The sequence below is a fragment of the Pseudomonas sp. HMSC065H01 genome, from assembly GCF_001815235.1.
Taxonomy (GTDB): Bacteria; Pseudomonadota; Gammaproteobacteria; order Pseudomonadales; family Pseudomonadaceae; genus Pseudomonas; species Pseudomonas aeruginosa.
The window spans coordinates 294005-320340 of record NZ_KV819873.1 but is presented as its reverse complement, the minus strand read 5'-3'; the positions used below and the strand labels follow the sequence as shown (position 1 = coordinate 320340).

32 protein-coding genes are annotated in these 26336 nt (G+C 63.6%); 29 read left to right on the top strand and 3 right to left on the bottom strand.

Annotated features, from left to right (window positions below; genetic code table 11):
• Positions 1-6: 6 nt before the first annotated feature.
• From HMPREF3014_RS14165 to HMPREF3014_RS14100, 17 genes are all read left to right on the top strand, one after another.
• Entirely contained in the window at positions 7-936 is a 930-nt protein-coding gene (locus HMPREF3014_RS14165) for a DUF2184 domain-containing protein (RefSeq protein WP_023109496.1), read from the top strand.
• 12 nt (positions 937-948) lie between these two features.
• Positions 949-1392: a hypothetical protein gene (locus HMPREF3014_RS14160; protein WP_004349447.1), complete on the top strand. Its 444-nt coding sequence runs from the start codon at positions 949-951 to the stop codon at positions 1390-1392.
• A 58-nt stretch (positions 1393-1450) separates the two neighbouring features.
• On the top strand, positions 1451-1576 hold the full coding sequence (locus HMPREF3014_RS35120; protein WP_023109497.1) for a hypothetical protein: 126 nt from the start codon (positions 1451-1453) through the stop codon (positions 1574-1576).
• Positions 1569-2090 carry a DnaT-like ssDNA-binding protein gene (locus HMPREF3014_RS14155; RefSeq protein WP_004349449.1) on the top strand — a complete coding sequence of 174 codons (522 nt, stop codon included), beginning with the start codon at positions 1569-1571 and terminating at the stop codon, positions 2088-2090. Before HMPREF3014_RS35120 ends, HMPREF3014_RS14155 begins: the two co-directional genes overlap by 8 nt.
• A complete protein-coding gene (locus tag HMPREF3014_RS14150; protein ID WP_003116766.1) occupies positions 2087-3079 on the top strand; it encodes a hypothetical protein in 993 nt (330 codons plus the stop codon). Before HMPREF3014_RS14155 ends, HMPREF3014_RS14150 begins: the two co-directional genes overlap by 4 nt.
• Positions 3072-3458 (top strand): hypothetical protein, encoded by a 387-nt coding sequence (locus HMPREF3014_RS14145; RefSeq protein ID WP_003116767.1) that lies wholly within the window; start codon positions 3072-3074, stop codon positions 3456-3458. Before HMPREF3014_RS14150 ends, HMPREF3014_RS14145 begins: the two co-directional genes overlap by 8 nt.
• Positions 3458-3853, top strand: a complete 396-nt coding sequence (locus HMPREF3014_RS14140) for a hypothetical protein (protein ID WP_003116768.1) — start codon at positions 3458-3460, stop codon at positions 3851-3853. The genes HMPREF3014_RS14145 and HMPREF3014_RS14140 overlap by 1 nt, the downstream gene beginning before the upstream one ends.
• Entirely contained in the window at positions 3850-4257 is a 408-nt protein-coding gene (locus tag HMPREF3014_RS14135; RefSeq protein ID WP_003116769.1) for a phage tail terminator-like protein, read from the top strand. The genes HMPREF3014_RS14140 and HMPREF3014_RS14135 overlap by 4 nt, the downstream gene beginning before the upstream one ends.
• Positions 4258-4318: 61 nt before the next feature.
• The gene (locus HMPREF3014_RS14130; RefSeq protein WP_023109498.1) at positions 4319-5488 is read left to right on the top strand and encodes a phage tail tube protein; all 1170 of its coding nucleotides are present in this window, start codon (positions 4319-4321) and stop codon (positions 5486-5488) included.
• A gap of 58 nt (positions 5489-5546) precedes the next feature.
• Positions 5547-6035, top strand: a complete 489-nt coding sequence (locus HMPREF3014_RS14125) for a hypothetical protein (protein ID WP_004349459.1) — start codon at positions 5547-5549, stop codon at positions 6033-6035.
• Positions 6036-6154: 119 nt separating this feature from the next.
• Positions 6155-6430: a hypothetical protein gene (locus HMPREF3014_RS33525; protein WP_004349462.1), complete on the top strand. Its 276-nt coding sequence runs from the start codon at positions 6155-6157 to the stop codon at positions 6428-6430.
• Positions 6381-9539 (top strand): phage tail tape measure protein, encoded by a 3159-nt coding sequence (locus HMPREF3014_RS14120; protein WP_034017086.1) that lies wholly within the window; start codon positions 6381-6383, stop codon positions 9537-9539. Before HMPREF3014_RS33525 ends, HMPREF3014_RS14120 begins: the two co-directional genes overlap by 50 nt.
• Positions 9529-9867: a phage tail protein gene (locus HMPREF3014_RS14115; protein WP_004349465.1), complete on the top strand. Its 339-nt coding sequence runs from the start codon at positions 9529-9531 to the stop codon at positions 9865-9867. Before HMPREF3014_RS14120 ends, HMPREF3014_RS14115 begins: the two co-directional genes overlap by 11 nt.
• A complete protein-coding gene (locus tag HMPREF3014_RS14110) occupies positions 9864-10610 on the top strand; it encodes a phage minor tail protein L (protein ID WP_023109500.1) in 747 nt (248 codons plus the stop codon). Before HMPREF3014_RS14115 ends, HMPREF3014_RS14110 begins: the two co-directional genes overlap by 4 nt.
• Before the next feature lie 2 nt (positions 10611-10612).
• The gene (locus HMPREF3014_RS14105; RefSeq protein WP_023109501.1) at positions 10613-11371 is read left to right on the top strand and encodes a C40 family peptidase; all 759 of its coding nucleotides are present in this window, start codon (positions 10613-10615) and stop codon (positions 11369-11371) included.
• Positions 11372-11408: 37 nt separating this feature from the next.
• A complete protein-coding gene (locus tag HMPREF3014_RS34370) occupies positions 11409-11825 on the top strand; it encodes a putative periplasmic lipoprotein (RefSeq protein ID WP_042930035.1) in 417 nt (138 codons plus the stop codon).
• A 48-nt stretch (positions 11826-11873) separates the two neighbouring features.
• A complete protein-coding gene (locus HMPREF3014_RS14100) occupies positions 11874-12470 on the top strand; it encodes a tail assembly protein (protein WP_023109502.1) in 597 nt (198 codons plus the stop codon).
• A 140-nt stretch (positions 12471-12610) separates the two neighbouring features.
• On the opposite strand, the gene HMPREF3014_RS14095 is transcribed toward HMPREF3014_RS14100, so the two are convergent.
• Positions 12611-12847 carry a hypothetical protein gene (locus tag HMPREF3014_RS14095; RefSeq protein ID WP_023109503.1) on the bottom strand — a complete coding sequence of 79 codons (237 nt, stop codon included), beginning with the start codon at positions 12845-12847 and terminating at the stop codon, positions 12611-12613.
• 195 nt (positions 12848-13042) lie between these two features.
• On the opposite strand from HMPREF3014_RS14095, the gene HMPREF3014_RS14090 reads away from it, so the two are divergent.
• The 9 genes from HMPREF3014_RS14090 (at position 13043) to HMPREF3014_RS14050 (ending at position 20388) form a co-directional block, all read left to right on the top strand.
• On the top strand, positions 13043-16705 hold the full coding sequence (locus HMPREF3014_RS14090; protein WP_034017085.1) for a TipJ family phage tail tip protein: 3663 nt from the start codon (positions 13043-13045) through the stop codon (positions 16703-16705).
• A complete protein-coding gene (locus tag HMPREF3014_RS14085) occupies positions 16702-16986 on the top strand; it encodes a hypothetical protein (protein ID WP_004349473.1) in 285 nt (94 codons plus the stop codon). The genes HMPREF3014_RS14090 and HMPREF3014_RS14085 overlap by 4 nt, the downstream gene beginning before the upstream one ends.
• A 335-nt stretch (positions 16987-17321) precedes the next feature.
• Positions 17322-17648 carry a hypothetical protein gene (locus tag HMPREF3014_RS35115; protein ID WP_227343481.1) on the top strand — a complete coding sequence of 109 codons (327 nt, stop codon included), beginning with the start codon at positions 17322-17324 and terminating at the stop codon, positions 17646-17648.
• An 18-nt stretch (positions 17649-17666) separates the two neighbouring features.
• Positions 17667-18461, top strand: coding sequence for a hypothetical protein (locus HMPREF3014_RS14075; RefSeq protein WP_023109505.1), 795 nt, complete (start codon positions 17667-17669; stop codon positions 18459-18461).
• Positions 18461-18775, top strand: coding sequence for a hypothetical protein (locus HMPREF3014_RS14070; RefSeq protein WP_023109506.1), 315 nt, complete (start codon positions 18461-18463; stop codon positions 18773-18775). Before HMPREF3014_RS14075 ends, HMPREF3014_RS14070 begins: the two co-directional genes overlap by 1 nt.
• Before the next feature lie 59 nt (positions 18776-18834).
• A complete protein-coding gene (locus tag HMPREF3014_RS14065) occupies positions 18835-19464 on the top strand; it encodes a glycoside hydrolase family 19 protein (RefSeq protein WP_023109507.1) in 630 nt (209 codons plus the stop codon).
• A complete protein-coding gene (locus tag HMPREF3014_RS14060) occupies positions 19461-19829 on the top strand; it encodes a hypothetical protein (RefSeq protein WP_023109508.1) in 369 nt (122 codons plus the stop codon). The genes HMPREF3014_RS14065 and HMPREF3014_RS14060 overlap by 4 nt, the downstream gene beginning before the upstream one ends.
• Positions 19826-20086, top strand: coding sequence for a hypothetical protein (locus HMPREF3014_RS14055; protein WP_023109509.1), 261 nt, complete (start codon positions 19826-19828; stop codon positions 20084-20086). Before HMPREF3014_RS14060 ends, HMPREF3014_RS14055 begins: the two co-directional genes overlap by 4 nt.
• A gap of 35 nt (positions 20087-20121) precedes the next feature.
• Positions 20122-20388, top strand: a complete 267-nt coding sequence (locus tag HMPREF3014_RS14050; RefSeq protein ID WP_023109510.1) for a hypothetical protein — start codon at positions 20122-20124, stop codon at positions 20386-20388.
• Positions 20389-20773: 385 nt separating this feature from the next.
• Here the strand turns inward: HMPREF3014_RS14050 and HMPREF3014_RS14045 are convergent, their stop codons facing one another.
• Together HMPREF3014_RS14045 and HMPREF3014_RS14040 are read right to left on the bottom strand one after the other, a co-directional pair.
• Complete coding sequence (locus HMPREF3014_RS14045) at positions 20774-22357, bottom strand: rhodanese-related sulfurtransferase (protein ID WP_017001968.1); 1584 nt, start codon at positions 22355-22357, stop codon at positions 20774-20776.
• The gene (locus HMPREF3014_RS14040) at positions 22354-22959 is read right to left on the bottom strand and encodes a 3-mercaptopropionate dioxygenase (protein WP_017149109.1); all 606 of its coding nucleotides are present in this window, start codon (positions 22957-22959) and stop codon (positions 22354-22356) included. Before HMPREF3014_RS14040 ends, HMPREF3014_RS14045 begins: the two co-directional genes overlap by 4 nt.
• A gap of 112 nt (positions 22960-23071) precedes the next feature.
• Between HMPREF3014_RS14040 and HMPREF3014_RS14035 the strand changes: the two genes are divergently transcribed.
• From HMPREF3014_RS14035 to HMPREF3014_RS14025, 3 genes are all read left to right on the top strand, one after another.
• A complete protein-coding gene (locus HMPREF3014_RS14035) occupies positions 23072-23968 on the top strand; it encodes a LysR family transcriptional regulator (protein WP_019726383.1) in 897 nt (298 codons plus the stop codon).
• Between the two features lie 339 nt (positions 23969-24307).
• On the top strand, positions 24308-25375 hold the full coding sequence (locus tag HMPREF3014_RS14030) for an LLM class flavin-dependent oxidoreductase (protein WP_003130938.1): 1068 nt from the start codon (positions 24308-24310) through the stop codon (positions 25373-25375).
• A gap of 9 nt (positions 25376-25384) precedes the next feature.
• Positions 25385-26329, top strand: coding sequence for an ABC transporter substrate-binding protein (locus tag HMPREF3014_RS14025; RefSeq protein WP_003097609.1), 945 nt, complete (start codon positions 25385-25387; stop codon positions 26327-26329).
• The last annotated feature ends 7 nt before the right edge of the window (positions 26330-26336 follow it).

The window sequence follows — 26336 nt, the reverse complement described above, 5'->3', positions numbered from 1 at the left end:
GAAACCATGAGCCGATTCAAGCTGCTCGACGCCCAGGCCGCCCTGGGCTTCGTGGTCTCGCAGACCACCTACATCGAGCGCCAGGTCAACGAGATCGTCTACCCGGATATCCAGTATCCGCAACTGATCCCGGTCGACACCTCGGCGCCCGAGTGGATCAAGACCGTCACCTTCTACTCCGCCGACAAGGTCGGGAAGGCCGACTGGGTCAACGGCAACGCCGACGACCTGCCGCTGGCCAGCACCGAGCGCTCGAAGTTCGAGTCGAGCGTGCACATGGCTGCCATCGGCTATGGCTATGGTCTGGAAGAGATCAGCCAGGCGCAGATGCTCGGCATCAACCTGACCGGTGACGATGCCGCCGCCGCGCGTCGCGCCTACGAGGAGTTCGTGGACCGCGTAGCCCTGGCGGGTGACGCGTCCAAGGGCTTCAGTGGCCTCTTCAACTACCCGGGTGTTACCGCGGGCTCCGCCGTCACCGGGAACTGGGAAACCGCCACCGCCGACCAGATCCTGGCCGACGCGAACACCGCGCTGACCCTCCAGACGCAAGGCACGCTGTTCACCGCGTTCTCCGACACCCTGCTGCTGCCTTACGCGAAGTTCCTGCTGATCGCCACCCGCAAGGTGAACGAACAGGGTCTGGAGACGATCCTCACCTATCTGCAGAAGAACAACGTCTACACCGCCACCACTGGTCGCCCGCTCACCATCCGCGGCCTGAACGGCCTGGATGCCGCAGGCGCCGGCGGCACCGCACGCATGGTCAGCTACCGCCGCGATCCGTCGGTGCTGAAGATGCATATCCCGATGCCGCACCGCTTCCTGCCGGTGTACCAGGCCGGTCCGATCCGCTGGGAAGTTCCCGGCATCTTCCGCCTCGGTGGCGTGGATATCCGTCGTCCGGCGGAAGTTCGCTACACCGACGGCATCTGACGGGGGTGGACCATGGCGCTCATCACCAATACCAACCGCATCACCCCCATCGGCCTGCCGAGTGGTGCCGTCATCCCGCCGGGCGCGTCTGTTGACGTGCCCGAGTGGGACGATATCAAGGACCGCAAGAACCTCGCCTTCTACGTGGTCACCGGCGTGCTGGTGGTCGATGGCGGCGTGCAGAGCGACGGCCAGGGCGGCGAAGAGGCGTACCGCCAGCAACTGTTCGCCGAGCTGAAGGCCCTGGGCGTGAATGCCGGCGCCAACAGCAAGACCGAGACCCTGGTTTCGAAACTGGCAGAGGTCAAGGCCAAGGCCACGCCGCCCGCTGACGAAGCGGCTCAGAAACAAGCGCTGATCGAGCAACTGGCCACCCTCGGAGTGCCGGCTGGTCCTGATGCCTCCCTGGAAGAACTCCAGAAGGCCCTGGCCGACAAGCAGGCCGAGCAGCAGTAATACCCGCCTCACGGATGGTCGACCGGGCCAGGATGGCCCACCTATTCGAGGATTCTGCATGAGCCCCATCTACTGGCACTTCGGACCGCTGCAGTTCACCAAGTCCGGCTCTCTCTGGGTTCTCTCCGTTAGCGGTTTCGGTCTCTGCGGCATCGGGCTGCGCATGGGGCTGTACCGTGGCTGACGCCTACTACGGCACCGTGGCTGGTGCTGATGCCTACCACCAGGCCCGGGGCAATGCCGCCTGGGCGGCTGCTGCTGAGGCCGACAAGGAAGCAGCGCTGGCCCGGGCATCAGCCTACATCGACGGCCTCGGCACCCAACAGCCGGTCTCTGAATGCGTGCTGGTCTTTCCTGGCAAGAAAGCCGGAGGGCGAGCCCAAGCACTGCAATGGCCGCGCGTAGGCGCCGTTGACCGTGACGGGGAGCCCGTTCCGGCTGATGAGGTGCCGCGGGAGGTCGAGCAGGCCACCTACGAGGCCGCGCTGCGCGAACTGTTGAAGCCCGGCAGCCTGAATCCGGACTACGTTGCGACCACCGCGGTGAAACGCGCCAAGGTCGGGCCGCTCGAAACCGAGTTCTTCGGCCCAGCCGAAGGCGACGAGCAGCCCAACAAGCCCTTCGTGGGGGTCATCAACGATCTCTTGGCGCCGATCATGGTGTTGCGGTGCCCGATGCCAGCGGTATTCACGGTATGACCGAAGCCGAGATCCTGCGCGCAATCGAGGGAAAGGAGCCGGCGTTGCAGAGGGCGTACCTGGACCGGGTCAGGTCGGTGACGGATGCCGCTGTCGTGGCTGAGATCGAGCGCTACATCAACGAGCAGGATGAGGATTCCATTGTCTCGGTGCTGTCGCTGGGGTTGCTGGCGGTGTTCCTGGAGCAACTGCGGTCCACCTATCTGGCCGGCGCGACCCTCGAAATCAAGTTTTTCCCGGGACGGCCGGTCCCGGAGTTCGACCCTGTAGGCCCGGGGCCGTCGACCTGGTTATCGGAGCATGCCCGCGTCCTGCAGCGCGACATCGATGATGCTACGCGCCTGGCTGTCCGCCACACGATCCAGATGGCCGACCTCCTGGGGCGCCCGCCGCGCGCGACAGCACTCGATATCGTCGGCCGGCGAAGCCCGCAGACCGGGCAGCGAACCGGTGGAATCACTGGACTCTCAGGCAACTACGCCCAGGCAGTGGCCAACGCCCGCGCCCAGTTGCTCAGCGGGGACCCTGCGCAGATGCGCCAGTACCTGACACGCACTCGCAGGGATCGGCGGTTCGACAGGTTGGTCGAGCGAGCCGTCGAGGCGCGTCGCCCGGTCCCGTCGGCGGATGTCGATCGCATCGTAGGCCGCTATTCCGAGCGACTGCTGCGGACCCGTGCCGAGCAGATCGCCGCGACTGAGGCACACGACGCCTTCAGCGCAGGACGGGATCAGGTCTACGAGCAACTCGTCGCCAATGGACTGGAGCGCAGCAGAGTCCTGAAGACCTGGCACAACGTCGGCGACAACCGCGTTCGGCACACTCATTCGCCGATGCAGGGCCAGCGACAGCAACTCGGTAGTCCGTTCGTGACGGGCGGTGGCGCGCTGCTGATGTTCCCCGGTGACCAGACGCTTGGGGCCGGCGACAACGAAACCGCCGGCTGCCGGTGCTGGGTCGAGTACGAAATCGGAGGTATCCGTGCGTGACGAAATGCAGGCTATTTTCGGCCAGATGTTCGACAGCGTGTTCAGCGAGTCGGTGACCTCGTTCGCTGGCGAGTATCCGGGGCCGGGCGTCTTCGATCCGGTCACCGAGACCACCACCAGCCAACCCGTGCGGTACTCCGGGCGCGGGGTCTTCCACAACTACGAGGCCAACCGCATCGACGGAATCAACATCCTGGTCGGCGACATCCAACTGATCGCTCTGATCAACGAGGTGTCGGACCAGCCCGCCGTCGGCCATGAACTGAGCACTACCGACGTGGTGCCGATCCTTGGTGGGCCGTTGGCGGGCTATCGCATCGTGCGCGTTGGCGGTGATCCCGCCGGCGTGCATCACGATCTGCAGTTGAGGAAAGCGTGATGGCAAAGGGGAAGGGAGGAAGGTCCTGGAGCATCCCTCCGTCGGCTTTCGCCGAGAATGTCGGGCAGGCCGTGGCCAACCACCAGCGGCGGCTGACCATCGAAATGCTCGAGCAGATCACCATCCGCGCACCGGTACTCACCGGCCGGTTCAAGGCCAATAACCTGGTCAGCGTCGGCGAGCCGGTCTTCTATTCGGTGAACCGCTACGACAAGGACGGGAACGAGACCTTGGCTTATGGCGAGGCGGCCCTGGCCGGCCTGGCTCCGTACTCGGTGGTCTACATCCAGAACAACCTGATCTATGCGCCGCCGTTGGAGGATGGTCACTCCGGCCAGGCCCCGGCGGGCATATATGGCGTCAGTTTCCATAGCGTCACGGCGAGACATTCATGACCTTCGAACAGATCCGGGCAGTCATCATCACGCGCATGACCGAATGGGCCGCGATCCCGGGCGATGACGTCGATTACCCGAACAACCCAAAGGGCCCGTTCAAGCCGGACGGGAGGCCGATCTGGGCGCGCCTGGCGGATATCCCTGGCGCCTCTGCGGCTACCGAGATCGGCAACGGCCCCTGTGTTCGCCGCAGCGGCCTGATCATCGTGCAGCTCTTCGTGCCGACCTACAAAGGCACGCTGCTGCTGACCCGGACCGCCGATACGCTGCGCGAGCACTTCGAGTTCTATAGCGACCCGGTCCTGCCGTTCGAGTGCTTTGCCGTCTCCCAAGCCGTTCCCGGCGATGATGGGCACGGCTGGTACCAGGCCAACCTGACGATCCCCTACCGGGCTGGTTGAGCCCGACTCACCCACCGCCGCACGGCGGTTTTTTTTCGCCTATCACAGGAGAAACGCCCCCATGAGTAGCGGCGCGAAGGTCCAGCTTGCCTGGATCAAAGAGGTAACCCCCGGCGTCACCCCGCCGGGCGACTGGCACACGCTCACCCGTATCAGCAACGGGGTGACACCGACCTACAACTCCGAGGCCAACAACGAGATCGGTGCCGACCGTATGGCTCAGGGTACCGCCATGACCACCGTCGACGTTGGCGGTGACATCGAGAGCAAATGGCGCTACGGGGCGCTGGATGAATTCATGGCCTCCTGCTTCGGCAAGAACTGGGTCGCGAACGTCCTGACCATGGGTAACGACCGCATCTCCTTCTCCCTGGCCACCTATGCCGCGGATATCGGCGTCGCCGGTATCGCCCGTGGCGCCCAGGTTGCGACGATGGCGTTCGACTTCCCGGGCGACAACGAGATCACCGTCACCACCACGTTCGCTGCCACAAGTTGGAGCGATAAGGCCGATGACACCTCGTTCATCGTCAACGCCCAGCCGGAGCCGGCGCAGCGCCGCTACTCGTTCAAGGACATCAGCGGCCTAAAGCTCAACGACCAGCAGGTGGGAGAGGGCAATGCCTGCGTCGACAGCTTCAACCTGCAGTTCGACAACGCGGTACAGACCCAGCGCTGTATCGGCAACGGCAACCCTTTCCCGGGCAACATCATCCCCACGACGTTCACTCCGTCGGGCTCGATCACGATCAGTTGGTCGAAGATGGCCTATCAGCTCTGGAAGGCACAGCAGACCGGTGACGCCATCAGCTTGGAGTTCACCGTCAGCAATGCCGACGGCGGCTATCGCATCAGCCTCCCGGAGATGGAGGTCAATGGGTCCTGGCCGGATGCCGGCGCCGAGGAAATCGTCCAGGTCGAACTGAACTACACCGCGCGCCGTATCCCGCCGACCATCACCCGCCTGCCGGCGCCGATCGTGATTGCAAGTGTCACCGTCACGCCGGATACCGCCTCGGTCGCCGCCGGTGAAACCGTAGACCTGGAAGCCGAGGTTCTACCGGCCGGCGCCAGCCAGACCGTCACCTGGTCCACCTCCGATGCAGCGATCGCCACCGTGAACGACACCGGCCTGGTCACCGGCGTGGCCGTAGGCACCGCAACGATCACCGCTACCAGCACCGCGGACCCGGCCAAGACCGATACCTGCGCGATCACCGTAACCGCGTAACCCCTTGCCTGACGCGCCCTGCGGTGCGCGCCGGGCCTTTTTACCGCAGAGGAACACCATGGCCATCACCCTGAAGAAAAAGCCCGAAATCGACCTGTACGGCACCCGCTGGCTGCATCTCAAACTGGACGAGCAGGGGCATCTGTCGCCTTGCGAGGTAGAAGCGGAGGCCGACCTTTCGCTGTTGGTGGCGTCGACTGGCGATCCGCTTTTCCAATCCCACCACGCGATGATCAACCGCCACATGCAGGCGATCGATGCTCAGGCCGGCGTCGGAACCAGCCAGTTCAGCCCGCTGACTCTGGCCGATGTTCAGTTCGACAATATCGACGACCTGCTGATTGGCCTGGTGGCCAGGCACATCATCAAGGACTGGAAGGGTGTGCAGGACGAGGCGGCGCCCGGTGTGCCCGCCGACTACACGCCGGAGCGCGGCCAGGCGCTCATGCGCCAGCACCCTGATGCCTACTGGCTTGCGCTCAAGACCGGCGCCGACATCGCGGTTCGCGCGGATCTGCGTACCCAGGAGACCGTGGGAAAGTCCTGAGCGCGTATCGCTGGGCTCGGGACTGGGCGGGACCCGACAACGAGAAGAAGCGATGGAAGCATGAACGGTTCGGGCTCCCGGTCCCCGCGGAGCCCACCATAGACGCCGTCTGCGCCGAGGTGTTCGAGGCCTACCACCGGATCAGCAGGGGCCGGCAGTTCATCGGCATGATCGGCGCGCCGGCCCCGCTTTCTCACCGCGATATTGACGCCTACCTCCTGCGTTACCCCACCGCCATCCCCATCGCCGAGTTCGAGGCGGCGGTCCTCGCGATCGACGACGAGTACCGCGTCCAGTGGGCCGCGGCGCAATCAGAACCTGCTGAACAAGAACCCGGAGACCGCCATGGCGGAAGAAAGTCGCCTCTCAATAATCATCGACTCCCGGGGCGCTGAGAAGAACGCGACTAGTCTTAGCGACGCACTGGACCGAGTTGAGCGCAGCGGGGACGAAGCCGCCGGCAGCACCTCTCGCCTCAGTGAGGTGACTGTCCGCCTGGGCTCGAACATGAGCAAGGCTGCGGCCGCTACCGTTGCGTCGCTGTCGCGTATCGAGCGCGCGACGGAGTCGACCAGTTCGCAGATGACGGCGCTTGTCTCCCGCGCTGTCGCCCTGGAAAACGCGATGTCGTCGGTGGGCCAGGGTATCGGTCGGCTCGACACCGGCATCACCCAGTCGAACGCGCAACTTGGACAGTTGAACACCCAGATGTCGCATCTGGTGTCGACGTTCAGCACGTTTTCCCAGGGGCAGAGCGCGATCAACGCGCAGTTATCGCGCATCGCGGCGAACATGTCGCGGGCAGCGGACGAGACCCAGAACCTGGACCAGTCCACCAGCCGTGCGGGCCGCGGCGCGCGCGAAGCCGCGAGTGACCTCGACGCAGAACGCGCCGGCCTGGCGCGCCTGCTGGGGCAGATCAATCCCACTGTCGCGGCGCTCGACCGCCTCGACGACATGCAGCAACGGCTCACTCGCTACAAGAACTTGCGCCTGGTCGATGCTGAGACGGTGGCGGAGTACACCGAGCGGCTGAAGGCAATGCGCAATGCCCTTGGCGACGCCGAGGGCGGCATGAACCGCGCCGGGATGTCGGCCAAAGCGCTGTCGGCGAACATGCGGATGCTGCCGGCTCAGATCACGGACATCGTTGTCGGCCTGTCCTCTGGCCAGGCCCCCCTGACCGTGCTGCTCCAGCAGGGCGGCCAACTCAAGGACATGTTCGGCGGAATCGGGCCGGCTGCGCGCGCCGTCGGGGGCTACATCGCTGGACTGGTAAACCCCTACACCATCGCCGCCGCCGCCGCTGGTGTGCTGGCGTTGGCTTTCTACCAGGGTTCGGTGGAGTCGTCGCGCTTGACCAACGCCCTGGTCAAGAACGGCAACGCCGCCGGAACCACTGCCGGCCAACTCTCGGTCTTCGCGCAGCAGGTCGGAGCAGGGAACGCAACGGTAGCCCAAGCAGCCAGTGCGTTGACGCAACTGGCTGGCGCCGGCAACCAGCTGACCATCCTCTACCCGAAGATCGCCGCCGCGGCGATCAGTTGGTCGAAGGTCACCGACCAGTCTGTCGAGGAGGTGGTCGACAGCTTCAATGACCTGGCCAAAAACCCAGTCGATGCGGTGAAGAAGCTCGACGACCAGCTCAACTTCCTGACCGCAAGCCAGTACGCGAACATCCAGTCGCTGCAGGAGCAGGGGCGCACAATGGATGCTGCCCGCATTGCGACCGAGGCATACGCCAACGCGCTGGCGAGCCGCTCCACGGAGATGGAGCAGAACCTGGGGGTGGTAGAGCAGGCTTGGAACGGACTGAAGAGTGCCGCGAAGTCAGCATGGGATGCCATGCTCGATGTTGGCCGCACCGAGTCGCCGGAACAGCAACTTCAGAAGGTCTACAAGCAGATTGAGAATGCCCAGAAGGGCATTGGGCGAGGTGGCCGGGCCGCGTTTGGCCTGGGTATCAGCCAGCCCAGCCTCGATGCGCTGTATAAGCGCGCCGCTGACCTTCAGGCGAAGATCGCCGCCGATGGCGCGAAGAACCTGGAGCAGGCAACGAACAACGCGATCCAGGCGGCCGGCAAGAAAGGCATCGATACGATCAACACTACGTTCGCCGCCGCGCAGACGCAGACCGAGAAGCTCCAGAAGCAACTGGTGGAACTCGACAAGGCTCGAAAGGCTGCCATGGAGGCGGGCGGATTCACAGCCGAGGAGGAGACCAAGTTCGCGGTCGCACGCAAGAACATCGAGCAGCAGATCGCCGACATCAAGGCGCGTGAGGCGAAGAAGAGCGCGCCGAAGACCCGCGGCCAGAATGTCGGCGTGCGTGAGGCTGACAATACCGCCTCCCGCTTGCTGGCCCAGTACGACCCGGCCGGCCAGGCTGTGCGTACCCTGACCAAGGAGGAAACTCAGCTTCAACTGGCGCTCTCCAGAGGCAAGATCACTCGCGAGGAGTACAGCAAGGCGCTGGCTCAGGCCTCGCTGAACTACGCCGCGGCAATCAAGGGGGCCCAGGGCCTCACCGCAGCCGAGCAGTACCAGGCGCAGCTTGAGCGGCAGTTGTTGCTCCAGCGTGAGCAATACGCTGCGCAGGCGGCCGCCGTAGGTATGGGCGGTCTTGAAGCAGAGCGCTATCAGCAGCGCATTCAGCTTGAGCAGCAATCGAATGACCGTGTCCTGCAACTGCAGACGGAGCTGGCCCAGGCTACGACCGAGAAGCAGCGTCAGGAGCTTCAGGCGCAGATCGATCTGGAGCGTGAATACCTTCCCAAGCGGATTCAAGCGCAGAAAGAGGGCTACCAGCAGATGGATAAGGCCCGGCAGGACTGGCTGGCTGGTGCAGCTTCTGGGGCTCGGACCTGGTTCGAACAGATCGATGACACGGCGAGCCAAACCCGTTCGGCGATGATGCGCGGCCTGGATGGGTTGAACGATGAGCTCCATACCTTCGTTACGACAGGGAAGGCCTCGTTCCGTAGCCTCACCACTTCGGTGCTGAGCGACTTGGCGAGAATCGCGCAGAACAAGTTCATTACGTCGCTCATCTCGTCCATGTCTGGGAGCAGCAACGGTGTGATCAGTGCGATCGGCAGTTATTTCACCGCGAATGCCAAAGGCGGTGTCTACAGTTCGCCAAGCCTCTCGACATTCAGTAACGGGGTGTACAACAGCCCGCAGTTCTTCGCCTTCGCGAAAGGGGCGGGCGTGTTTGGCGAGGCCGGGCCGGAGGCCATTATGCCGCTCACCAGGGCAGCAGATGGCAGTCTCGGAGTCAGGGCTATTGGGAGTGGTGGCGCGCAGAGTGCTGGTGGCAATACGTTCCAGATCAACACCAATGTCACGGTGACTGCAGGCACGACTTCGCAGTCCGTCACTTCGGACACCAATGACAGCTACGCCATGCAGCTATCGAAGATGATCGCCGATGTGGCGCGTGGCGTAGTAGCCCAAGAATCTCAACCCGGCGGCATCATCTGGAGAATGCAGAATGGCCGTTGAGACCTTTACTTGGTGCGTTCACTCACAGTCTTCTGGAACAACGGACTATGCGACGCTGAACAGAAAGTTCGGCGATGGTTACGAGCAGGTGGCCGAGAACGGGCTGAACAACGTCGCGCAGTCCTGGAATATTTCCATCAGCGGGACCGGCACCAAGATCAAGGAAATCAGGAGCTTCCTTGATCGACACGCTGGTGCAAAATCGTTCCTTTGGACGCCTCCGCTTGGCGAACTTGGTTTCTACCGGGGAACCGCACCTTCGATCAGCGGAGGAGGGGGTGACTACTACACCCTGACCGCCACCTTTACCCAGGCATACCACCCATGAGCATCAACACCCAGATTCAGAAACTGGAGCCGGGCGCCGAGATCATGCTCTTCGAGCTCGACGGTAGCGAGTTCGGTGCCGAGGTGCTGCGTTTCCATGGCCACGCCATCCCTCACACTCCGCAGGAGCTAGCAGCCGCTGGCGCAAACGCAGACCAACTACCTGCGAAGTCGATCTGGTGGCAGGGACAGGAGTACTCCGCCTGGCCCGTCCAAATCAGCGGCATCGAGGCGAACGGCAACGGCACGGCAGTACGCCCGAAGTTCTCAGCAGGCAACGTGACGGGCAGCATCACCGCTCTCTGCCTGGCGTTCGACGATCTGGCGAACTTTCAACTCACCATTCGAGAGACGCTGGCGGAATATCTGGATGCGGAGAACTTCCCCGACGGCAACCCAGAAGCTGACCCTACCCAGGAGTCCATCAGCGTCTGGTATATCGACCAGAAATCCGCAGAGGACAACGAGGCTGTTACCTGGGAGTTGGCCAGCCCGGGAGATGTCGGCAACGAGGCCGTCGGCAGGCAGATGACGACGCTGTGCCACTGGTGCATGACCGGTGGCTATCGCGGTCCTGACTGCGGATACACCGGCCCGTATTTCGACATTGACGACAACCCGACCGACGACCCCGCGAAGGACCAGTGCGCAGGCCTCTATCGGTCCTGCAACAAGCGTTGGGGGCAGGGCAACCAGTTACCCATCGGCGGCTTCCCGGCCGTGTCCCTGATCGCACGGAGCTGACCATGCGCAAGCAGATACTGAGTGCCATTCGGGCGCACGCGGCCGAGGAGTACCCGCGCGAGGCCTGCGGAGTGATCGTCGGTGCCGGCAAGGCGCAGCAATACGTCCGGTGCCGTAACACGGCCGGACAGCCGCAGGAAGAGTTCCGGATGCATCCGGGGGACTACGCTGCGGCGGAGGACCTGGGCGAGGTGGTGGCCATCGTGCACAGCCATCCGGACGCGACCAGCCGACCGTCGCCGCACGACCTGGCCATGTGCGAAGCGTCTGGCCTGCCGTGGCACATCCTCAGTTGGCCGGAAGGCGACCTGCGGACGATCGCGCCGGCGGGCAACATCCCGCTGCTGGGACGGCCCTTTGTTCATGGCGTCTGGGATTGCTGGCAGGTCTGCGCCGACTGGTACCAGCGGGAATGGGGCATCGAGTTCCCGCACTTCGAGCGTGCCGATGGCTGGTGGGAGCGGGCCGACGGTCCAAGTCTTTACGAGCAGCAGTTCGAGGGGGCCGGCTTCGTCCGGGTGGACCGGCCGCAGCGTGGCGACATGATCGTCATGGCAGTGGGACGGACCGCGCACCCGAACCATGCGGGGATCTACCTTGGCAACGATCCGTCGCTACCGAGGGAAGAGGTCTCAGTGTTCGGGCTTGGCCCGTTCATGCTGCATCACCTCTACGGCAAGCCCAGTGAGCTCATCGTTTACGGCGGGAACTGGCACGAGCGAGCTCGCCTGGTACTTCGGCATCGCCAAGCCAGGCAGTAGGTTGTGCTAACCTCCAGCGATTTGTAAGGAGGGAACCATGAAGAAGTTGATCGGGGTGGCAGCGCTGATGGCGTTGGCGGGGTGCTCGACAAATCCGACTTCAGCCGAGAACGCTGATCAAGTGCCGGTGTCTCGCATTTTCTACAGTGGAACTGGCGTTTCTGGTATTCAGATCACTCGTGATGGCGGCGCGCTTGGTTCTGGTTGCTATATCGGGGTGTTCTTGGATGGAAAGCTGGTTGCAAGGATTGGCGGCGGCGAAACCGTGAAACTGTCGGTTCCTGCTGGCGAGCATCTTGTTGGCATGGGCGACGATCCGCACGGGAATGGACTTTGTGCCATAGGCGGTATTGCTATGCGCGAAGTTCCAGCCAGCCTCAGCGCAGGACAGAACCGACGATTTAGGATATTTGGGGACATGAATGGGTTTCAGATTTCACCCACGTCCTTCTAATTCAATGAAGCCGCCGCAGGGCGGCTTTTTTACGCCTGGAGGAAAGACATGACGGCTACTGTTTTGGATCATCAGCCTATGACCATCATCAAACTGTCGGGGCCGCTGATCCGTGAGTTTGGCAGGGAGCACAGACGCTTCCTCGACACCGGGACCACACAGGAAGCATTCAGCGCCCTGCGCAATACCCTGCCGGGTTTCAAGGAAGCCATTCAACGCCTGCAGAACAAGGGCATGCGCTTCGCCATCTTCCGCAACCGCAAGAACATCGGCCAGGACGATCTCAGCGCCGGCGGCACGCGTGAAGTTCGGATTGTTCCAGTGCTGACCGGAAGCAAACGGGCTGGGCTGCTGCAGACAATACTTGGCGCGGTGATCTTTACCGCATCATTCTTCGTTCCAGGAATGCAGGGGTGGGGGCAATCTCTTGGAGCCTCGCTCGCCCTCGGCGGCGTCATCCAAATGCTCAGCCCCCAAGCACAGGGCCTGAAGCAGAGTGCGGCGCCGGAGAACCTTCCCAGCTACGCCTTCGGTAGCGCCAGAAACACCACCGCCAGCGGGAACCCGGTTCCGATCTGCTATGGGAAGCGCCGCTGGGGCGGGGCGATTATCTCGGCTTCGATTTACGCCGAGGACAAGGTGTAACAACCAACCATGAGCGGCGAGGCCGCGGGAGAAAATTATGAGCAGAGAAGCAGGAAAAACCGAAAAGGATGGCAAAGAAAAGAAGCTTCAATATCGCATCCTTTTCGATAAGTCAGGGAGATATATGGCCGGTATTAAGCTTATCTCTCAATAGCTTCTATGAAGTTGTCGATTAGTTGGTTGTAATGCTCTTGGCTTCCGCCTTCGATGCTTACCGATCGAGCATCAAGCAGCCCCTTCTTAAATGATGCCGCCTCGAATCCTGGAATTTCCTTCACGGCACTGATGAGTTCGATAATCGCATTAGTGTTGGCTGAGGCATGCGTGGAAAAAACGGCTTCAATTGCTGCTATACGTTGTTCCAGATTAACGCTCATTTCGACCTCCTAGGTCTTTAACCGCGCCGACATTGGCGCCTCCCGATCCCTGGGCCGGCACGCTCAGGGTCGGGACACCCTTGCATGAAGGCACGACGCTACTACCCCGGTAGAGCGGTTGCCACTGGCATTTCATCCACGCTGTACAACCTTCCAGCCCGCCTCGCGCGGGCTTTTTCATGCCCGGAGGAAAGCATGGGCGCAGTTCACCAGCACCTGGCCGGCCGCAAGGGCGGCAGTAGCAAGCCGAAACAGCCGGTCGAGGCACCCGACAGCCTGCGCTCGGTCGCGATGGCCAAGATCCTGCTCGCCGTGGGCGAAGGCGAGTTCGCCGGCGTTCCGAGCGAGCGCGACATCTACCTCGACAACACCCCGCTGATGGACCCGAGCGGTAACCTGAACTTCCCGAACGTTAAGTGGGAGTGGCGCGCGGGGGCGGTGGACCAGGACTACATCCCGGGCATCCCTGCCGTTGAGAACGAAACCAGCGTCAACGTCGAGTTGCGCAGCGATACGCCCTGGGTGCGCTCGCTGAGCAATACCCAGCTTTCCGCAGTGCGTCTGCGCTTCGCCTGGCCGGCGCTTCAGCAGCAGGACACCAACGGCAACATCGGCGGGTACCGGATCGAATATGCCGTAGATATGGCAACCGACGGCGGCGCCTATCAGGAGGTGCTGCGCGAGGCCGTCGATGGCAAGACCACCACCCGCTACGAGCGCTCCCGCCGGATCGACCTGCCGGCGGCCACCAATGGCTGGCAGGTGCGCGTCCGCCGCCTGACGCCGAACCAGAACAACAACCGCATCGCCGACACCATGCTGGTCGCCGGCTACACCGAGGTGATCGACGCGAAGCTGCGCTACCCGAACACGGCTCTGCTGTACGTCGAGTTCAGCGCAGAGCAGTTCAGCAACATTCCGGCCGTCACAGTCGACTGCCGCGGGCGGAAGGTTCAAGTGCCGAGCAATTACGATCCGGAGACCCGGGCCTACCTCGGCATCTGGGACGGCACGATGAAACAGGCATGGACCAACAACCCGGCATGGGTCACCTACGACATCAGTACCAATGCGCGTTTCGGCCTGGGCAAGCGGATCAAGCCCTGGATGGTGGACAAGTGGGAGATGTACAAGATCGCCCAGTACTGCGACCAGTTGGTGCCGGATGGGAAGGGTGGCCAGGAGCCGCGCTTTCTGTGCGATCTGAACCTGCAGTCTCGCGCCCAAGCCTGGACGCTGCTGAGGGACATTGCGGCGATCTACCGGGGGATGAGCTACTGGGCGCAGGGGCAATTGGTGTCCCAGGCTGATATGCCGCGCAGCGCTGACTTCGACTACGTCTTTACCCGGGCGAACGTGATTGACGGGAAGATGACCTACGGCGCCGCCTCGGCTCGCGCCAGATACAGCCGCGCCCTGGTCAGCTACGACAACCCGGCGAACAACTACGACACCGACGTGACGGGCTATTCCGACACGACGTTGCTACGCCGCTATGGCGACAACCCGGTGGAAATTTCTGCCATTGGTTGCACTCGCGAGAGCGAGGCGCAGCGCCGCGCGAAGTGGGTGGTGCTGACAAGCGTGCAGGATCGGACAATCTCCTTCACCACTGGGACGGAGGGCCGGATCCCCCTGCCGGGCTACATCATCCCTGTGGCCGATTCGCTGCTGGCTGGTCGCGAGATTGGCGGCCGGATCTCGGGTGTTGCTGGCCGCGTGGTAACGCTCGATCGCGTCACTCAAGCCAAGGCCGGTGATCGCCTGATCATCAACCTACCGAGCGGGCGCGCCGAGGGCCGGACGGTGCAGTCGGTCAACGGCAAGGCCGTCACCGTCACTGCTGCCTACTCGGAGACGCCGGAGCCGGAACTGTGCTGGGCGCTCGACGCCGATGACCTGGCTGTCCAGCTCTATCGAGTGATGAGCACCAAGCGTGACGACAACGGCCAATGGACCATCAACGGCCTGCAGTACGAGCCAAGCAAGTTCGACCACATCGATACCGGCGCGCGTCTTGAAGATCGCCCGATCAGCGTCATCCCGATCACCACGGTGCCTCCGCCGGCAAGCGTCACGCTGACCTCGCACTACCAGTTCGATCAGGGGTTGGCGGTCAGCACGATGACCATCGCCTGGCCCCCCGTGGAAGGGGCTGTCGCCTACGACGTCGAGTGGAAGAAGGACAGTGGAAACTGGATCCGCCTGCCGCGTGCCGGCACCACCAGCGTCGATGTGACCGGCATCTACGCAGGTGGATATCTGGCGCGAGTGCGCGCGGTTTCGGCCTTCGACATCACGTCGGTCTGGAAGAGTTCGATCCTGACCCAGCTCAGCGGTAAGACCGGCGCGCCGCCGGCGCTGGCGTTCCTGCGTACCACCAGCGGACCATGGAAGATCGGTCTGGAATGGGGATTCCCGGCCAGTGGCGCGGCGGACACCGCCTACACCGAGATCCAGCAGTCGGTCACCCCGGGCGGCAGCGAGCAGAACGCAACTGCCCTGGGCTTGTTCGCATACCCGACCGACACCCACACGCTGACCTCGCTGGCGGCTGGCGCTCGCCTGGCCTTCCGCGGGCGCCTGATCGACCGGACCGGCAACGTTGGCCCCTGGTCGGCCTGGGTCGACGGCATCAGCTCGACGGATGCGAGCGAGTACAACGAACTGATCACCAAGGAGTACGTCGAGTCCGCACTGGGCGAGCAGTTCTTCGCCGACATCGATCAGATGCAGGTCGATATCACTGGCCTGCAGGACCAGATCGACAATCTGACCGATGTGCTGGCCTACGACCCGACGAAGACCTACGCGAAGAACGATATCGTGCGGGTTGGCAACCGGCTGTATCAAGCGAAGCAGGCGGTGCCGCTCAACGCCTCGCCGCCGAACGCGACCTACTGGGCCGACATCGGACAGTCGATCGAGACGGCCAACGGCCTGGCCCAGCAGGTGGCCACCAACACCGCAGATATCACCGAGCTCGACGGTAAGGTCGAAGCGGCGGCTTCGAGTCTGGATGTTCTGCAGGCTGCCGCCCGCCGGGAGCCGGCGACGGGAGAGAAGGCGGATGCGCTGAAGGGCTGGGACACCATTGCTCGAGCCGCCACCGAAGTCACCGTGCGGGCGAACGAGGATGAAGCGCAGGCTAAGCGGACGAGCTTGCTTGAAGCGCGTACCGGGACTGCGGAGGGCAGGATCGCCACCGTCGAGTCGGTCGTTGCGTCGAACAATACTGTAACCGTCCAGCGATTGGATCAGCTCACCGGCCAGGTTGCGAGCAACGCCTCGGCCATCAGCACCGAACAGACCGTCCGCGCCAACGCGGACACCGCCTTGGGGCAGCGGGTGGATACCGTCAGTGCGCGCACCGATACCAACGAGGCGAACATCCAGACCACCTCTCAAGCGGTTACCTCGCTGGATGGCAACGTCAAGGCGCTCTACAGCGTGAAGCTCCAGGCGCATGCCAATGGCCAGAAGTACGCCGCTGGCTGGCAACTGGGCTTCGACAGCGGTACGAGCGTGACGACCATGGCGTTCCAGGCTGATCGGTTCCTCTGGTTCAACAGTTCCAGCGGGCAGACCGTGGCGCCGGTCTCGATCGTCGGCGGCCAGATGTTCATCAACAACGCGATGATCCAGGACGGTTCGATCAACAACGCGAAGATCGGCAACGTGATCCAGTCGACCGCACTCGGCGCCAACGGCGAACCGCTCTGGAAGCTGGATAAAGCGGGGAGCTTGACGATGAACAGTTCCACTAGCGGAGGTTTTATGCGGCAAACGGCAGAGGCGATCAAAGTGTATGACGGAAACTTAGTTCTACGAGTCCAGATTGGGAATCTCGACGTATGAGCTACGGCATCCGCCTGAGAAATGCGGCCGGCTCCATCTTGATGGAACTCACCGGCCAATCGGCGCGCACGGTTTACCGGCAATCGCTCGGCGCCATTACCAACGGGATGACGGTGACGGTGCCGGGGTTCGATCCTGCGCGCGGTGTTGTGTTCATCATTGCGAGCGGAAACGCATTCGGTGAAGTGCCCCTATACACAATTTCCGGCAACGTGGTGACGTTCCACTGGAACGGTTCATCCGGAACAACCTATGTACTGCATGCGGTGATGTTCTCATGAGCTATGGGGTATTAATCCGGGGAAACAGTGGGCAGACAATTATCGATGACTCGAACCCTTGTATTCACATTGCGGCATCAGGAACATACGGCGTACAGACAACTAGCGAAACTATCGTAAGTTATCCATCTGCGATCCAGTCCCCGTACGAGCCGTATGTGTACTTTAGGCCCAATGGTCCACATCAGATCTACTTGTTCAGGCATATCGGCAGTCCAGGGAACTGGACTGGATTCGCCTTCTGGCAGAGCATCTATCGAGACGTGGATCCCCCTGTCTACGGCGGAAAGTGGAAGGCGGGCGCGGTCATGTTGCCGAAAACCGGAGGGTGGGGAATGCAGGTTTTCGACACCCAGTCGCGGGTGATGTTCGACAGTAACCGGGACATCGTTCGCTATCTCGGTGGTGCGCAGGTTTGGAATAAATATGCGTATAACCCGAACTGGCCTGGCGGTTTGGCGCTGCAGACGTGGTATTTGCCGTTCCCCTACGGAACTGAGGCTTACTTTCAAGTTAGCCACTTCAATGTAAGCGCATTTATCACTGCCGAGGCTCCGCGTATTGGGTTTCTTGAGAACTCAATGAGCTTGATATTTGTTTCATCAATTGTTCAGACGGAAACTAATCAGCAATTCAACTGGCCGCTCATTGCAGTAGCGTAAATATATCTGGAGGACTATATGGCTTGGTATTCCACCGGCACGGTCGCTGTCACGCTGAATTCGCCGACAGTCACCGGCACTGGGACCACATTCTCCGCGAACGTCCGGGTCGGCGATGCCTTCAAGGGGCCGGATGGGCGCTGGTATGAGGTCACAAACGTGGCCAGTTCGACGGTCATCTCGATCAAACCCAACTACCAGGGCAGCACGGCCAGCGGCCAGGCCTATGCGGTGGCGCCGATCCTGGGCTACGACAAGGACCTGTCAGATCGATTCAACCTGATCGCCAACCAGTGGGGGGCAACCCTGGCGGGGATCAAGCCCTGGGCGCTTTCTGCAAATGCGGCGGCAGCGCGGGGGGATCTCGGCCTCGGCAGTGCGGCGGTACGGGAGGCACTTGGTGGTTCGGGCGCGCTGTACTCGCGAGACAGCATTCTCGGCGCAGTCTCTCAGGCGAGCGGCATACCGTCTGGTGCGATCATTGAGCGCGGCGCGAATGCAAATGGCGATTACGTGCGATATGCCGACGGAACACAGATGTGTTGGTTCAACGCCAGCGTTACTGATCAGGCGATTGATGTCCCATATGGAAGTCTGTTTACCGGAACCCGTTCGTGGTCGTTTCCTATCGCCTTCTCTGGCAGCCCAACCGTGAACCCCGGCCTATTTCGCTGGGGGACTGGAGCAGGCTGGGGCACTGTTGGCGGTATCGCAAGCGCGACGGCGGCTACGTTGCGCGGATTTGACATTGTTTCGCGCGCGGCTGGAACAGCGACAGTGATCTCGGCATCCGCGATGGGGAGGTGGTTCTGATGAACTTCTTGCTTGTTCTTTCGCCGCAGTATGGTCCCGCAGAATTTGGCGACTACACAACCGTCTCGGTTTCCGGCGGCGTGCTTACCGTCGAGGGTCGTGACTATGCGTTCCCCGACCTCGCCGACGGCGCCGAACTCACGATGGAGGACTTCGCCGATCCATATCCCGTCTACCATCTTCGGCGGCGAGGCGACACGATTTCGGTGTGGATCATCTACAGATATCCGGCGGGCGCGACCCATGCTGCCAGGTACCCCGAACCGGTTCATGTTCCCGCCGAATTCGACGGGCCTGTTGATCTGCCGACCTGACAAACCTATCGACGAACGAAAGCCCGCCCTGCGCGGGCTTCGTCGTTTCTGGAGCTCACATGCCTATCACTGAGCAGCAACTGCTGCAGATACTCCCGAACGCCGGCCCTCGAGCCGGCGTTTTTGTTGGTGCGCTGAACCGCGGGATGACGCGCTTCGGTATCACGTCGCCTGTGCGCGCGGCGGCGTTCCTCGCCCAAGTTGGCCACGAAAGCGGCCAGTTGACCCACCTGGTGGAGAACCTCAACTACAGCGCCCGCGGCCTGGCTTCGACCTGGCCGAGCCGGTACCTCGGCGCCGACGGCCAGCCCAACGCCCTGGCGCAGCGCCTGGCGCGCAACCCCCGAGCCATCGCCAACAACGCCTACGCCTCGCGCAACGGCAATGGCGACGAGGCGTCCGGCGACGGCTGGCGCTTCCGCGGGCGCGGGCTGCTGCAGATCACCGGCCGGTCGAACTACCGCGCCGCCGGCGCCGGGCTGGGCCAGCCGCTGGAGCAGGAACCCGAACTGCTTGAGCAGCCAGAGTTCGCTGCGCTGTCGGCGGCCTGGTGGTGGGCCAGTCACGGCTTGAACGACCTGGCCGACCGCGGCGAGTTCGCCGCCATCACCCGCCGGATCAACGGTGGGCTCAACGGCCATGCGGAGCGTCTTGCGCTGTGGGAGCGGGCGAAGAGGGTGCTGTCGTGATCTCGGCCCGCGTGATCTCGTTCGCGCTGACCTGCCTGGTGCTGGTCGGCCTCGGCGCCGCCGGCGGTGTCTGGCTCGGTGCGCGACACTACCGGCCGCAGTTGGATGCCGCGAGCGCGGATCTGGCTGCCTGCCGTGCCTCCCGGGGAGAGTTGGAGTCCGCAGTGGCAGAGCAGGTCCGGCAGGTTGCCGCGCTGCGCCTGGCCGGCGAGCAGCGCGCCCGGGATGCCGCGCAAGCTGTGGATCGAGGGCGGCAGCAGGCCGCGGAGCAGTATGCCGGAGCCCAACGCCTGCTGAGTCAGCGAACCGCCGGTGAGCAGTGTGCGGCCGCCGAGGCGGTCATCGATCAGGAGATGGGTCTATGAGGGTGGTGCTGATGCTGATGATTGTCGCGCTGGCGGGATGCGCCGGCCGGCAGGAAGCCGAGCCGCGCACGGTGCGCGTAGAAGTTCCGGTGGCGGTGCCGTGCCGAGCGCCCGCGGTCGAGGTGCCGGCCTGGGCAGCGGCTGGGCTGAAGAAGAGCGACGACCTACAGACCAAGGTCCGCGCGCTGCTGGCCGAGCGGCGACAGCGGATCGGGTATGAAGCCCAACTGCTGGCTGCCAACAGAGCATGCCAGTAGGAGTAGACTACGGCCTTTTCCTACGGAGCTTGGTGATGCTGGTGATTCGATTGGCGGGGAAGTGGACGCTGAAGCTCGACAGGCAGATAGGCAGTTCCGGCAAACACGGGATATGGGCATTCCACTGCTCTGAAAGCACTTTCGCGCCGTCTTCGAACGCCCTGCGGCGTACTGCGGCAATCCTGCCGTCCGAGCCTAAAGATGGCCAATCTGTTGAGGTGTCAATCTGCGACACCGTGCAGAGTCAGGACGGCTGGATCGCCGTCGGCTCAGGCGTTGCGACCTACGAAGCGGAGCGCTGAGGCTCGATCAGATATTCGAGAGCGGCCGACGAGCGGAGAGTGGTGCTCGGGCATGCCATGGAGGGGGCTGAAATCATTTCCGCAATTTATTCATTGACCCAGGCAGCAAGCGGCATCCAGAGAATGAGAAATGGCTAAATTGCGGAAACGAAATCCAGCCGAAACCCGCGTAAACCTTGAATTCAGCGATAGACTTGAAAACCGTCGAAGGGGAGACTCTTCCGTGAGTTCGAATCTCACCGCCTCCGCCATATCCGCGTACTGAAAAGCCCCGCTGAGCGGGGCTTTTGCATTTTCGGGGCGCCGCTCTTCCGCACTTCCGGATCGTTTCCGCAGCCTGCCCGGCGTCGATTCGATGACTCTCCGATTTCGTCGGGTAATGGCTTCAGATCACGAAGAAGCCGTGGGTTCCGTCGCGACCGAGTTGTTCCACCAGGCCGAACTCCCAGTCCAGGTAGCCCTGCATCGCTTCGCGCGGATTGTCGGTACCTTCGTAGGGGCGGCGGTAGCGGTCGATGCGCGGCGACGCCAACAGGCTTTCGCCGTCTTCCGTCGGCAGGCCCGCGGCGACCCAGGCGCTGGTGCCGCCGTCGAGAAGGAACACCGGCTTGCCGCTGAGTGCCTGGACTTCCGCCACGGCGAAGCGCGCCAGCAGGCTGCTGCCGCAGGTGAGTACGTAGCGCTCGGCCGTGCCCAGCCGTTCCAGTGCCTGCTTCAACTGGCTGCGCAATACCCAGGCGGCGCCGGGGATGTGGCGTTTCGCATAGTTGGCGCTGGCGGTGAAGTCGAGCACCCGGGTGCCCGGTTCGCCCAGCCAGTCGGCGAGGGTGGTCGGGTCGATGGTGTCGGCCCGGGGTTGCCTCGGCAGCGGCGCGCTCCAGGCGCCCCTCTCGCTGAAGTCGGCCTCGGAGAGTCCGTCCAGTACCGCGACCTGCCAGCCCATCTGGGCCAGCCAGGAGGCGCTCATGTTGGCGCGTACGCCATCGTCGTCCACCAGTACCAGGCGCGCGCCGCGCACGCTGGCGACATGGTCGGTTTCCTGAACCAGCTGGCCTCCGGGCGTGGAGCGGGAGCCAGGCAGGTGACCGGCTTCGTATTCCTCGGGCGTGCGTACGTCGAGCAGGTAGGTGGTGCGGTCGTGCTCGTCCTGCCATTGGGCCAGACCGGCCAGGTCGAGGCGTTCGACGCCGGCGCGGTCGGCGACGGCACGGGCGCGCTGGGCGGCGGCCTTGCGAGTGTCCTGGGAGATCGCACCGAAGCGTCGCGTCTGGCCGTGTTCCAGTTGCTGACCGGCCAGCGTCCAGCCGATGGTGCCGTTGCGTAATGCCGCCACCGGGTTGGGGATGCCGGCGTTGAGCAGCGACTGGGTACCGATGATGCTACGAGTGCGCCCGGCACAGTTGACTATCACCCGGGTGCGCGGGTCCGGCGCCAGTTCGGCGACGCGCAGCACCAGTTCGGCGCCGGGCACGCTGATGCCGCCGGGGATACTCATGGTCTGGTATTCGTCGAAACGACGGGCATCCAGGATCACCGCGTCGGCCCTGGCGTCGAGCAAAGCCTGTACTTCCTCCGCGGCCAGCGATGGCGTGTGGCGCTCGGCCTCCACCAGTTCGCCGAAGGCCTTGCTTGGCACGTTCACATCCCTGAACAGCTCGCCGCCGGCGTTGCGCCAACCGGACAGGCCGCCATCGAGCAAGGCCACGTCGCTGTAGCCGAGGTCGAGGAGGCGTTGCGCGGCGACCGGCGCCAGGCCTTCGCCGTCGTCGTAGACGGTAATCGGCGTGTCGCGGCGCGGCACCCGGGCATGGATCTCCAGTTCCAGCCTGGACAGCGGCAGGTTGGCGGCGAACAGGGGATGGGCCTGGGCGAACGGGTCCTCCTCGCGCACGTCGAGCAGCGCCAGCTCCCGGCGGGCGAGGAGAGCGGCGCGGATATCGTGGAAGGTGCGTACGGCGATCTGGCTCATGCGGGGTTCTCTTTCGACAGGTCCCAGATATTGGGCAAGCGGCTGTTGGAATAGCCGGAAATGAAGGGTTTTTCCTCACCTTCGGCGCTGAACACGGCACGCCGTACCGCACCGATATTGGCGCCGTAGACGTGGATACTGATGGATGTGCGGTCGCTGAAGGCGTTGCTCACCTGGTGCACGTCGCCAATGCGTGGCGACAGCGCTTCGACCTCGCCGGGCTCCAGGCGTCGACGGGCTCCGCTGGGATGCGGACGCCCCCCCGCATCGAAGGCGTACGGCTGCGAGTATTCGGCCCCGCGGAGCATGCCGATCAGGCCCCAGACCCGATGATCGTGTACCGGTGTGATCTGGCCTGGCCCCCAGACGAAGCTGACCACCGAGAAGCGCTGCCGTGAGTCGACATGCAGCAGGTACTGTTGGTAGCGCTGTGGATCGGGGCGGGCGCAGTCTTCCGGCAGCCAGTCGTCCTGGCGCACCAGCTCGGCCAGCAGGGGGTGGGCTTGGGTGAGCAGGGTGGATTCGTCGGGACGGCTGTCGAGCAGTGTCGCCAGCTCGCCGATGAACTGGCGCAGGCGGTCGAGGCGCAGGATGGATGACATGCGGGGATTCACTCCGGGAAGTTCTGGCGGTACGGTAGCAAACGCTTTTTTATTCCTGAAATGCATTTTGAATCTAAGCTAATATGCGAGAAATGCAATTGGTGCCGGCCCCATGAAAATCGATGACATCGACGCCTTCGTCGCGGTGATCCGCAACGCTTCCCTGAGCCAGGCCGCCGAGAGCCTGGGTTTGACCCAGTCTGCGATCACCCGGCGGGTACAGAGCCTGGAGGAGTCCCTCGGAGTGGCATTGCTGGACCGCAATACCAAGCCGCTCAAACCCACCGCCAGCGGACTGCGGGTCTACGAACAGTGCCGGCGGGTGCTGCGCGAGGTGGATGGCCTGCGCGAACTGGTGGCCGGTGACTCCACACCAAGTGGCGTGCTGCGCCTGGGCGTGCCGCAGAGTATCGGCGAGGTGGTGTTGCTGGATGCCCTTCGGCGGCTGGCCGACGAGTACCCGGAGCTGCGCGCGCAGGTCGGCACTGGCTGGGGCAGCCATTTGCTGGCGCGCCTGGAGAATGCCGAACTGGACGCGGCAGTGGTGTTGTTTCCGCCAAGCAAGGTGTTCCCCGAAGAACTCGGCGCCACGCCCCTAGGGCGCATGGAACTCTGCGTGGTGGTCGCCCGCGACAGTGCCATCCAGGCGCGACGCCTGCTCGATTGCTACCACCATGGCTGGGTGCTCAACCCCGATGGCTGCGGCTTCCGTGCCGGCCTGCAACGGGCCCTGGCCGATCAGGGCCTGGGCCTGCAACTGAACCTAGAGACTTTCGGCAGCGAGCTGCAACTGGGCCTGGTCGTCGCGGGCCGGGGTCTCGGCCTGGTGCCGGCGCCGGCCCTGGCGCGTAGCCGCTACCGCGATCAGTTGCAGGTGCTGCAACTGGAGGATTTCCAGCCGCTGATCCAGCTCTGGCTGGTGCGTCCGCGCCTGCTGGGCAATCTGGAGACGCCGGCACGGCTGTTCGGCAGGGCGGTGGCCGAGGGGTTGGATATGCAAGCCGGTTGAGTAGCGGCGCCGGGAGATCCCCGGGAGACGGGAGCGTGAATGAGAAGGGGCTGCAGTCGGGATCAACATTCCCCTGCGAGCCCCTTTTCGCTTCAGAGGGAAGAGGGAGCGAGGGCGGCTACGCATAGTGTCCGCCTTGGGAAACGAAAAGACGGAAAAGCTAAATATGCGCTTTTAGCATATTAAGATATGACAAAAATGAATTTCCATCATGTAGTTTCAGCCTGTAGCTTCTAAGAAAAGCACCCATGCAGATGTTTTTCTTATAACGACAGCCGCCAACCTTATCAGTCGAGCGGCCCAGGCGAGGGCAACAGCGTGAGCGTGGAAATTCTCGGCATGATCACCGCCACACCGAGTTCCGAGGTGGACCAGCCGTTGGGGGAGGCTGTGGACGCCGGTTTCGTCCGGCGTTTCGCCCAGGCCCATGAGGACGCCGGCTTCGACCGGGTGCTGGTGGGGTATTTCAGCAATGCCGCCGAGGGCGCGGTGGTCAGTTCCTTCGTCGCCGCTGCCACCCGGCGCCTTGGCGTTCTCCTGGCCTATCGCCCGGGGGTGATCGCAGCGCCGCTGGCGGCACGCCAACTGGCCACCCTGGATCAGTTCAGCGAGGGCCGCCTGGCCCTGAACGTAGTCAGTGGTGGTAACGACGAGGACCTCGCGCGCGATGGCGACTACCTCGACCATGACCGCCGCTACGCCCGTACCGACGAATACCTGCAAGCCCTGCGTGCTATCTGGACCGCCACGGGACCGGTGGATTTCGACGGCGAGTTCTACCGCTTCCAGGGCGCCTCGCCAGCGGTGCGCCCGCGCCAGTCGCCGCACATACCGATCTATTTCAGTGGCTCCTCCGACGCAGCCATCGAGGTCGCCGCCAGGCACGCCGACACCTACATGCTCTGGGGCGAGCCGCTGGCCGCGGTCGACGGGCATATCCGCCGAGTGCGCGCCGCCGCCAAGGCCCAGGGACGCGATCCGCGCTTCTCGGTGTCATTCCGGCCGATCGTCGCGGATACCGAGGAGGCCGCCTGGAAGCGTGCCGCCGAGGTGCTCGAACAGGTCCGCGAGAACCGTGCGCGCCTCGGTCTGCCGCTGCGCGACCACCAGCCGCAGAACGTCGGTTCGCAGCGCCTGCTGGCCGCCGCCGAGCAGGGCGAGGTGCTCGACAGCCGTTTGTGGACCGGCGTGGCCCGGCTGACCGGGGCGCGCTGGAACTCCACCGCCCTGGTAGGCACCCCCGAGCAGGTTGCCGCTGCGCTTGGCGAGTACTACCGGCTGGGCGTCTCGACCTTCCTGATTCGAGGCTTCGATCCGCTCGGCGACGCCGTGCGCTACGGCCAGGGCCTGATTCCCGCCATACATGACCATATCGCCCGCCTGCCGCTGTTGCGGCACGCCGGTTGAGGAACTCCGATGAAACTCAAGCAATACCTGCTAACCAGCTTCGCCACGCTTCTGCTCGGTGCCTCCCTGGCCCAGGCCGCAGAGCTGCCGACGTTGCGTGTGGGCGACCAGAACTACTACAACGTGCGGGCTTCCATGGAGGCCTCGGGAGTTCTCGAAGGCGCGCCTTACCAGGTCGAATGGAAGCATTTCCAGTCCGCCGCGCCGGTGGCCGAAGGGTTGCAGGCCGGAGCGCTGGACCTGGGTTTCCTCGGCGACTCGGGCTTCATCTTCCTCGCCGCCAAGGGTGCGCCGGTGAAGCTGGTCGGCGTCTCGCGGCAGAACCCCGATACCATAGCCCTGCTGGTGCCGAAGGATTCTCCGGTGCGCAGCATTGCCGATCTCAAGGGCAGGAAAGTCGCCTACTGGCCCGGTGCCTGGAGCCAGCAACTGACCTTGCGCGCGCTGGAGAAAGCCGGCCTGCCGAAGGACTACGTGGAGTTCGTCAAGCTGATGCCGATCGACGCCGCCGCCGCCTTGCCGCGCGGCAGCATCGATGCCTTTCCGGTGTGGGAGCCGTATATCTCGCAGCAGATCGTGGTTTCCGGCGCACGGCCGATTCTCACCGCCCGCGACCTGATGCCGGGGCTGTCCAGCATCGCCGCCAACGCTGCTTCCATCGAGCCCAGGCGCGCGCAGATCGCCGACTTCCTCGGCCGCCTGCGCAAGGCACGGGCCTGGGTCGAGGCACACAAGGAGCAGTACGCTGACCTCTGGGCGCAGAAGGCCAATCTCGACCGGGCAGTCTCCCGCCATTGGATCGGCCAGGCCGGCATGAGCGTCGGCCCGGTAGACGCCCAGGCCGCCACCGACTACCAGGAGACCGCGGATTTCCTGCTGCAGACCGGTGCCTTGCCCAAGCCGTTCGACACTTCCACGGTGATCGACACGTCCTTCAACGAAGCCTTCCACTGAGTACGGA

What these genes read in the sequence shown, in the direction of transcription:
- HMPREF3014_RS14035 (WP_019726383.1), top strand. Translation starts at nt 23,072, where the DNA reads ATGAAAATCGATGACATCGACGCCTTCGTCGCGGTGATCCGCAACGCT.
- HMPREF3014_RS14110 (WP_023109500.1), top strand. Translation starts at nt 9,864, where the DNA reads ATGAGCATCAACACCCAGATTCAGAAACTGGAGCCGGGCGCCGAGATC.
- HMPREF3014_RS14030 (WP_003130938.1), top strand. Translation starts at nt 24,308, where the DNA reads ATGATCACCGCCACACCGAGTTCCGAGGTGGACCAGCCGTTGGGGGAG.
- HMPREF3014_RS14105 (WP_023109501.1), top strand. Translation starts at nt 10,613, where the DNA reads ATGCGCAAGCAGATACTGAGTGCCATTCGGGCGCACGCGGCCGAGGAG.
- HMPREF3014_RS14065 (WP_023109507.1), top strand. Translation starts at nt 18,835, where the DNA reads ATGCCTATCACTGAGCAGCAACTGCTGCAGATACTCCCGAACGCCGGC.
- HMPREF3014_RS14070 (WP_023109506.1), top strand. Translation starts at nt 18,461, where the DNA reads ATGAACTTCTTGCTTGTTCTTTCGCCGCAGTATGGTCCCGCAGAATTT.
- HMPREF3014_RS14085 (WP_004349473.1), top strand. Translation starts at nt 16,702, where the DNA reads ATGAGCTACGGCATCCGCCTGAGAAATGCGGCCGGCTCCATCTTGATG.
- HMPREF3014_RS14125 (WP_004349459.1), top strand. Translation starts at nt 5,547, where the DNA reads ATGGCCATCACCCTGAAGAAAAAGCCCGAAATCGACCTGTACGGCACC.
- HMPREF3014_RS14165 (WP_023109496.1), top strand. Translation starts at nt 7, where the DNA reads ATGAGCCGATTCAAGCTGCTCGACGCCCAGGCCGCCCTGGGCTTCGTG.
- HMPREF3014_RS34370 (WP_042930035.1), top strand. Translation starts at nt 11,409, where the DNA reads ATGAAGAAGTTGATCGGGGTGGCAGCGCTGATGGCGTTGGCGGGGTGC.
- HMPREF3014_RS14050 (WP_023109510.1), top strand. Translation starts at nt 20,122, where the DNA reads ATGCTGGTGATTCGATTGGCGGGGAAGTGGACGCTGAAGCTCGACAGG.
- HMPREF3014_RS14100 (WP_023109502.1), top strand. Translation starts at nt 11,874, where the DNA reads ATGACGGCTACTGTTTTGGATCATCAGCCTATGACCATCATCAAACTG.
- HMPREF3014_RS35115 (WP_227343481.1), top strand. Translation starts at nt 17,322, where the DNA reads ATGCAGGTTTTCGACACCCAGTCGCGGGTGATGTTCGACAGTAACCGG.
- HMPREF3014_RS14160 (WP_004349447.1), top strand. Translation starts at nt 949, where the DNA reads ATGGCGCTCATCACCAATACCAACCGCATCACCCCCATCGGCCTGCCG.
- HMPREF3014_RS14075 (WP_023109505.1), top strand. Translation starts at nt 17,667, where the DNA reads ATGGCTTGGTATTCCACCGGCACGGTCGCTGTCACGCTGAATTCGCCG.
- HMPREF3014_RS14095 (WP_023109503.1), bottom strand. Translation starts at nt 12,847, where the DNA reads ATGAGCGTTAATCTGGAACAACGTATAGCAGCAATTGAAGCCGTTTTT.
- HMPREF3014_RS14130 (WP_023109498.1), top strand. Translation starts at nt 4,319, where the DNA reads ATGAGTAGCGGCGCGAAGGTCCAGCTTGCCTGGATCAAAGAGGTAACC.
- HMPREF3014_RS14135 (WP_003116769.1), top strand. Translation starts at nt 3,850, where the DNA reads ATGACCTTCGAACAGATCCGGGCAGTCATCATCACGCGCATGACCGAA.
- HMPREF3014_RS14115 (WP_004349465.1), top strand. Translation starts at nt 9,529, where the DNA reads ATGGCCGTTGAGACCTTTACTTGGTGCGTTCACTCACAGTCTTCTGGA.
- HMPREF3014_RS14040 (WP_017149109.1), bottom strand. Translation starts at nt 22,959, where the DNA reads ATGTCATCCATCCTGCGCCTCGACCGCCTGCGCCAGTTCATCGGCGAG.
- HMPREF3014_RS14055 (WP_023109509.1), top strand. Translation starts at nt 19,826, where the DNA reads ATGAGGGTGGTGCTGATGCTGATGATTGTCGCGCTGGCGGGATGCGCC.
- HMPREF3014_RS14090 (WP_034017085.1), top strand. Translation starts at nt 13,043, where the DNA reads ATGGGCGCAGTTCACCAGCACCTGGCCGGCCGCAAGGGCGGCAGTAGC.
- HMPREF3014_RS14120 (WP_034017086.1), top strand. Translation starts at nt 6,381, where the DNA reads ATGGCGGAAGAAAGTCGCCTCTCAATAATCATCGACTCCCGGGGCGCT.
- HMPREF3014_RS35120 (WP_023109497.1), top strand. Translation starts at nt 1,451, where the DNA reads ATGAGCCCCATCTACTGGCACTTCGGACCGCTGCAGTTCACCAAGTCC.
- HMPREF3014_RS14150 (WP_003116766.1), top strand. Translation starts at nt 2,087, where the DNA reads ATGACCGAAGCCGAGATCCTGCGCGCAATCGAGGGAAAGGAGCCGGCG.
- HMPREF3014_RS14025 (WP_003097609.1), top strand. Translation starts at nt 25,385, where the DNA reads ATGAAACTCAAGCAATACCTGCTAACCAGCTTCGCCACGCTTCTGCTC.
- HMPREF3014_RS14045 (WP_017001968.1), bottom strand. Translation starts at nt 22,357, where the DNA reads ATGAGCCAGATCGCCGTACGCACCTTCCACGATATCCGCGCCGCTCTC.
- HMPREF3014_RS14140 (WP_003116768.1), top strand. Translation starts at nt 3,458, where the DNA reads ATGGCAAAGGGGAAGGGAGGAAGGTCCTGGAGCATCCCTCCGTCGGCT.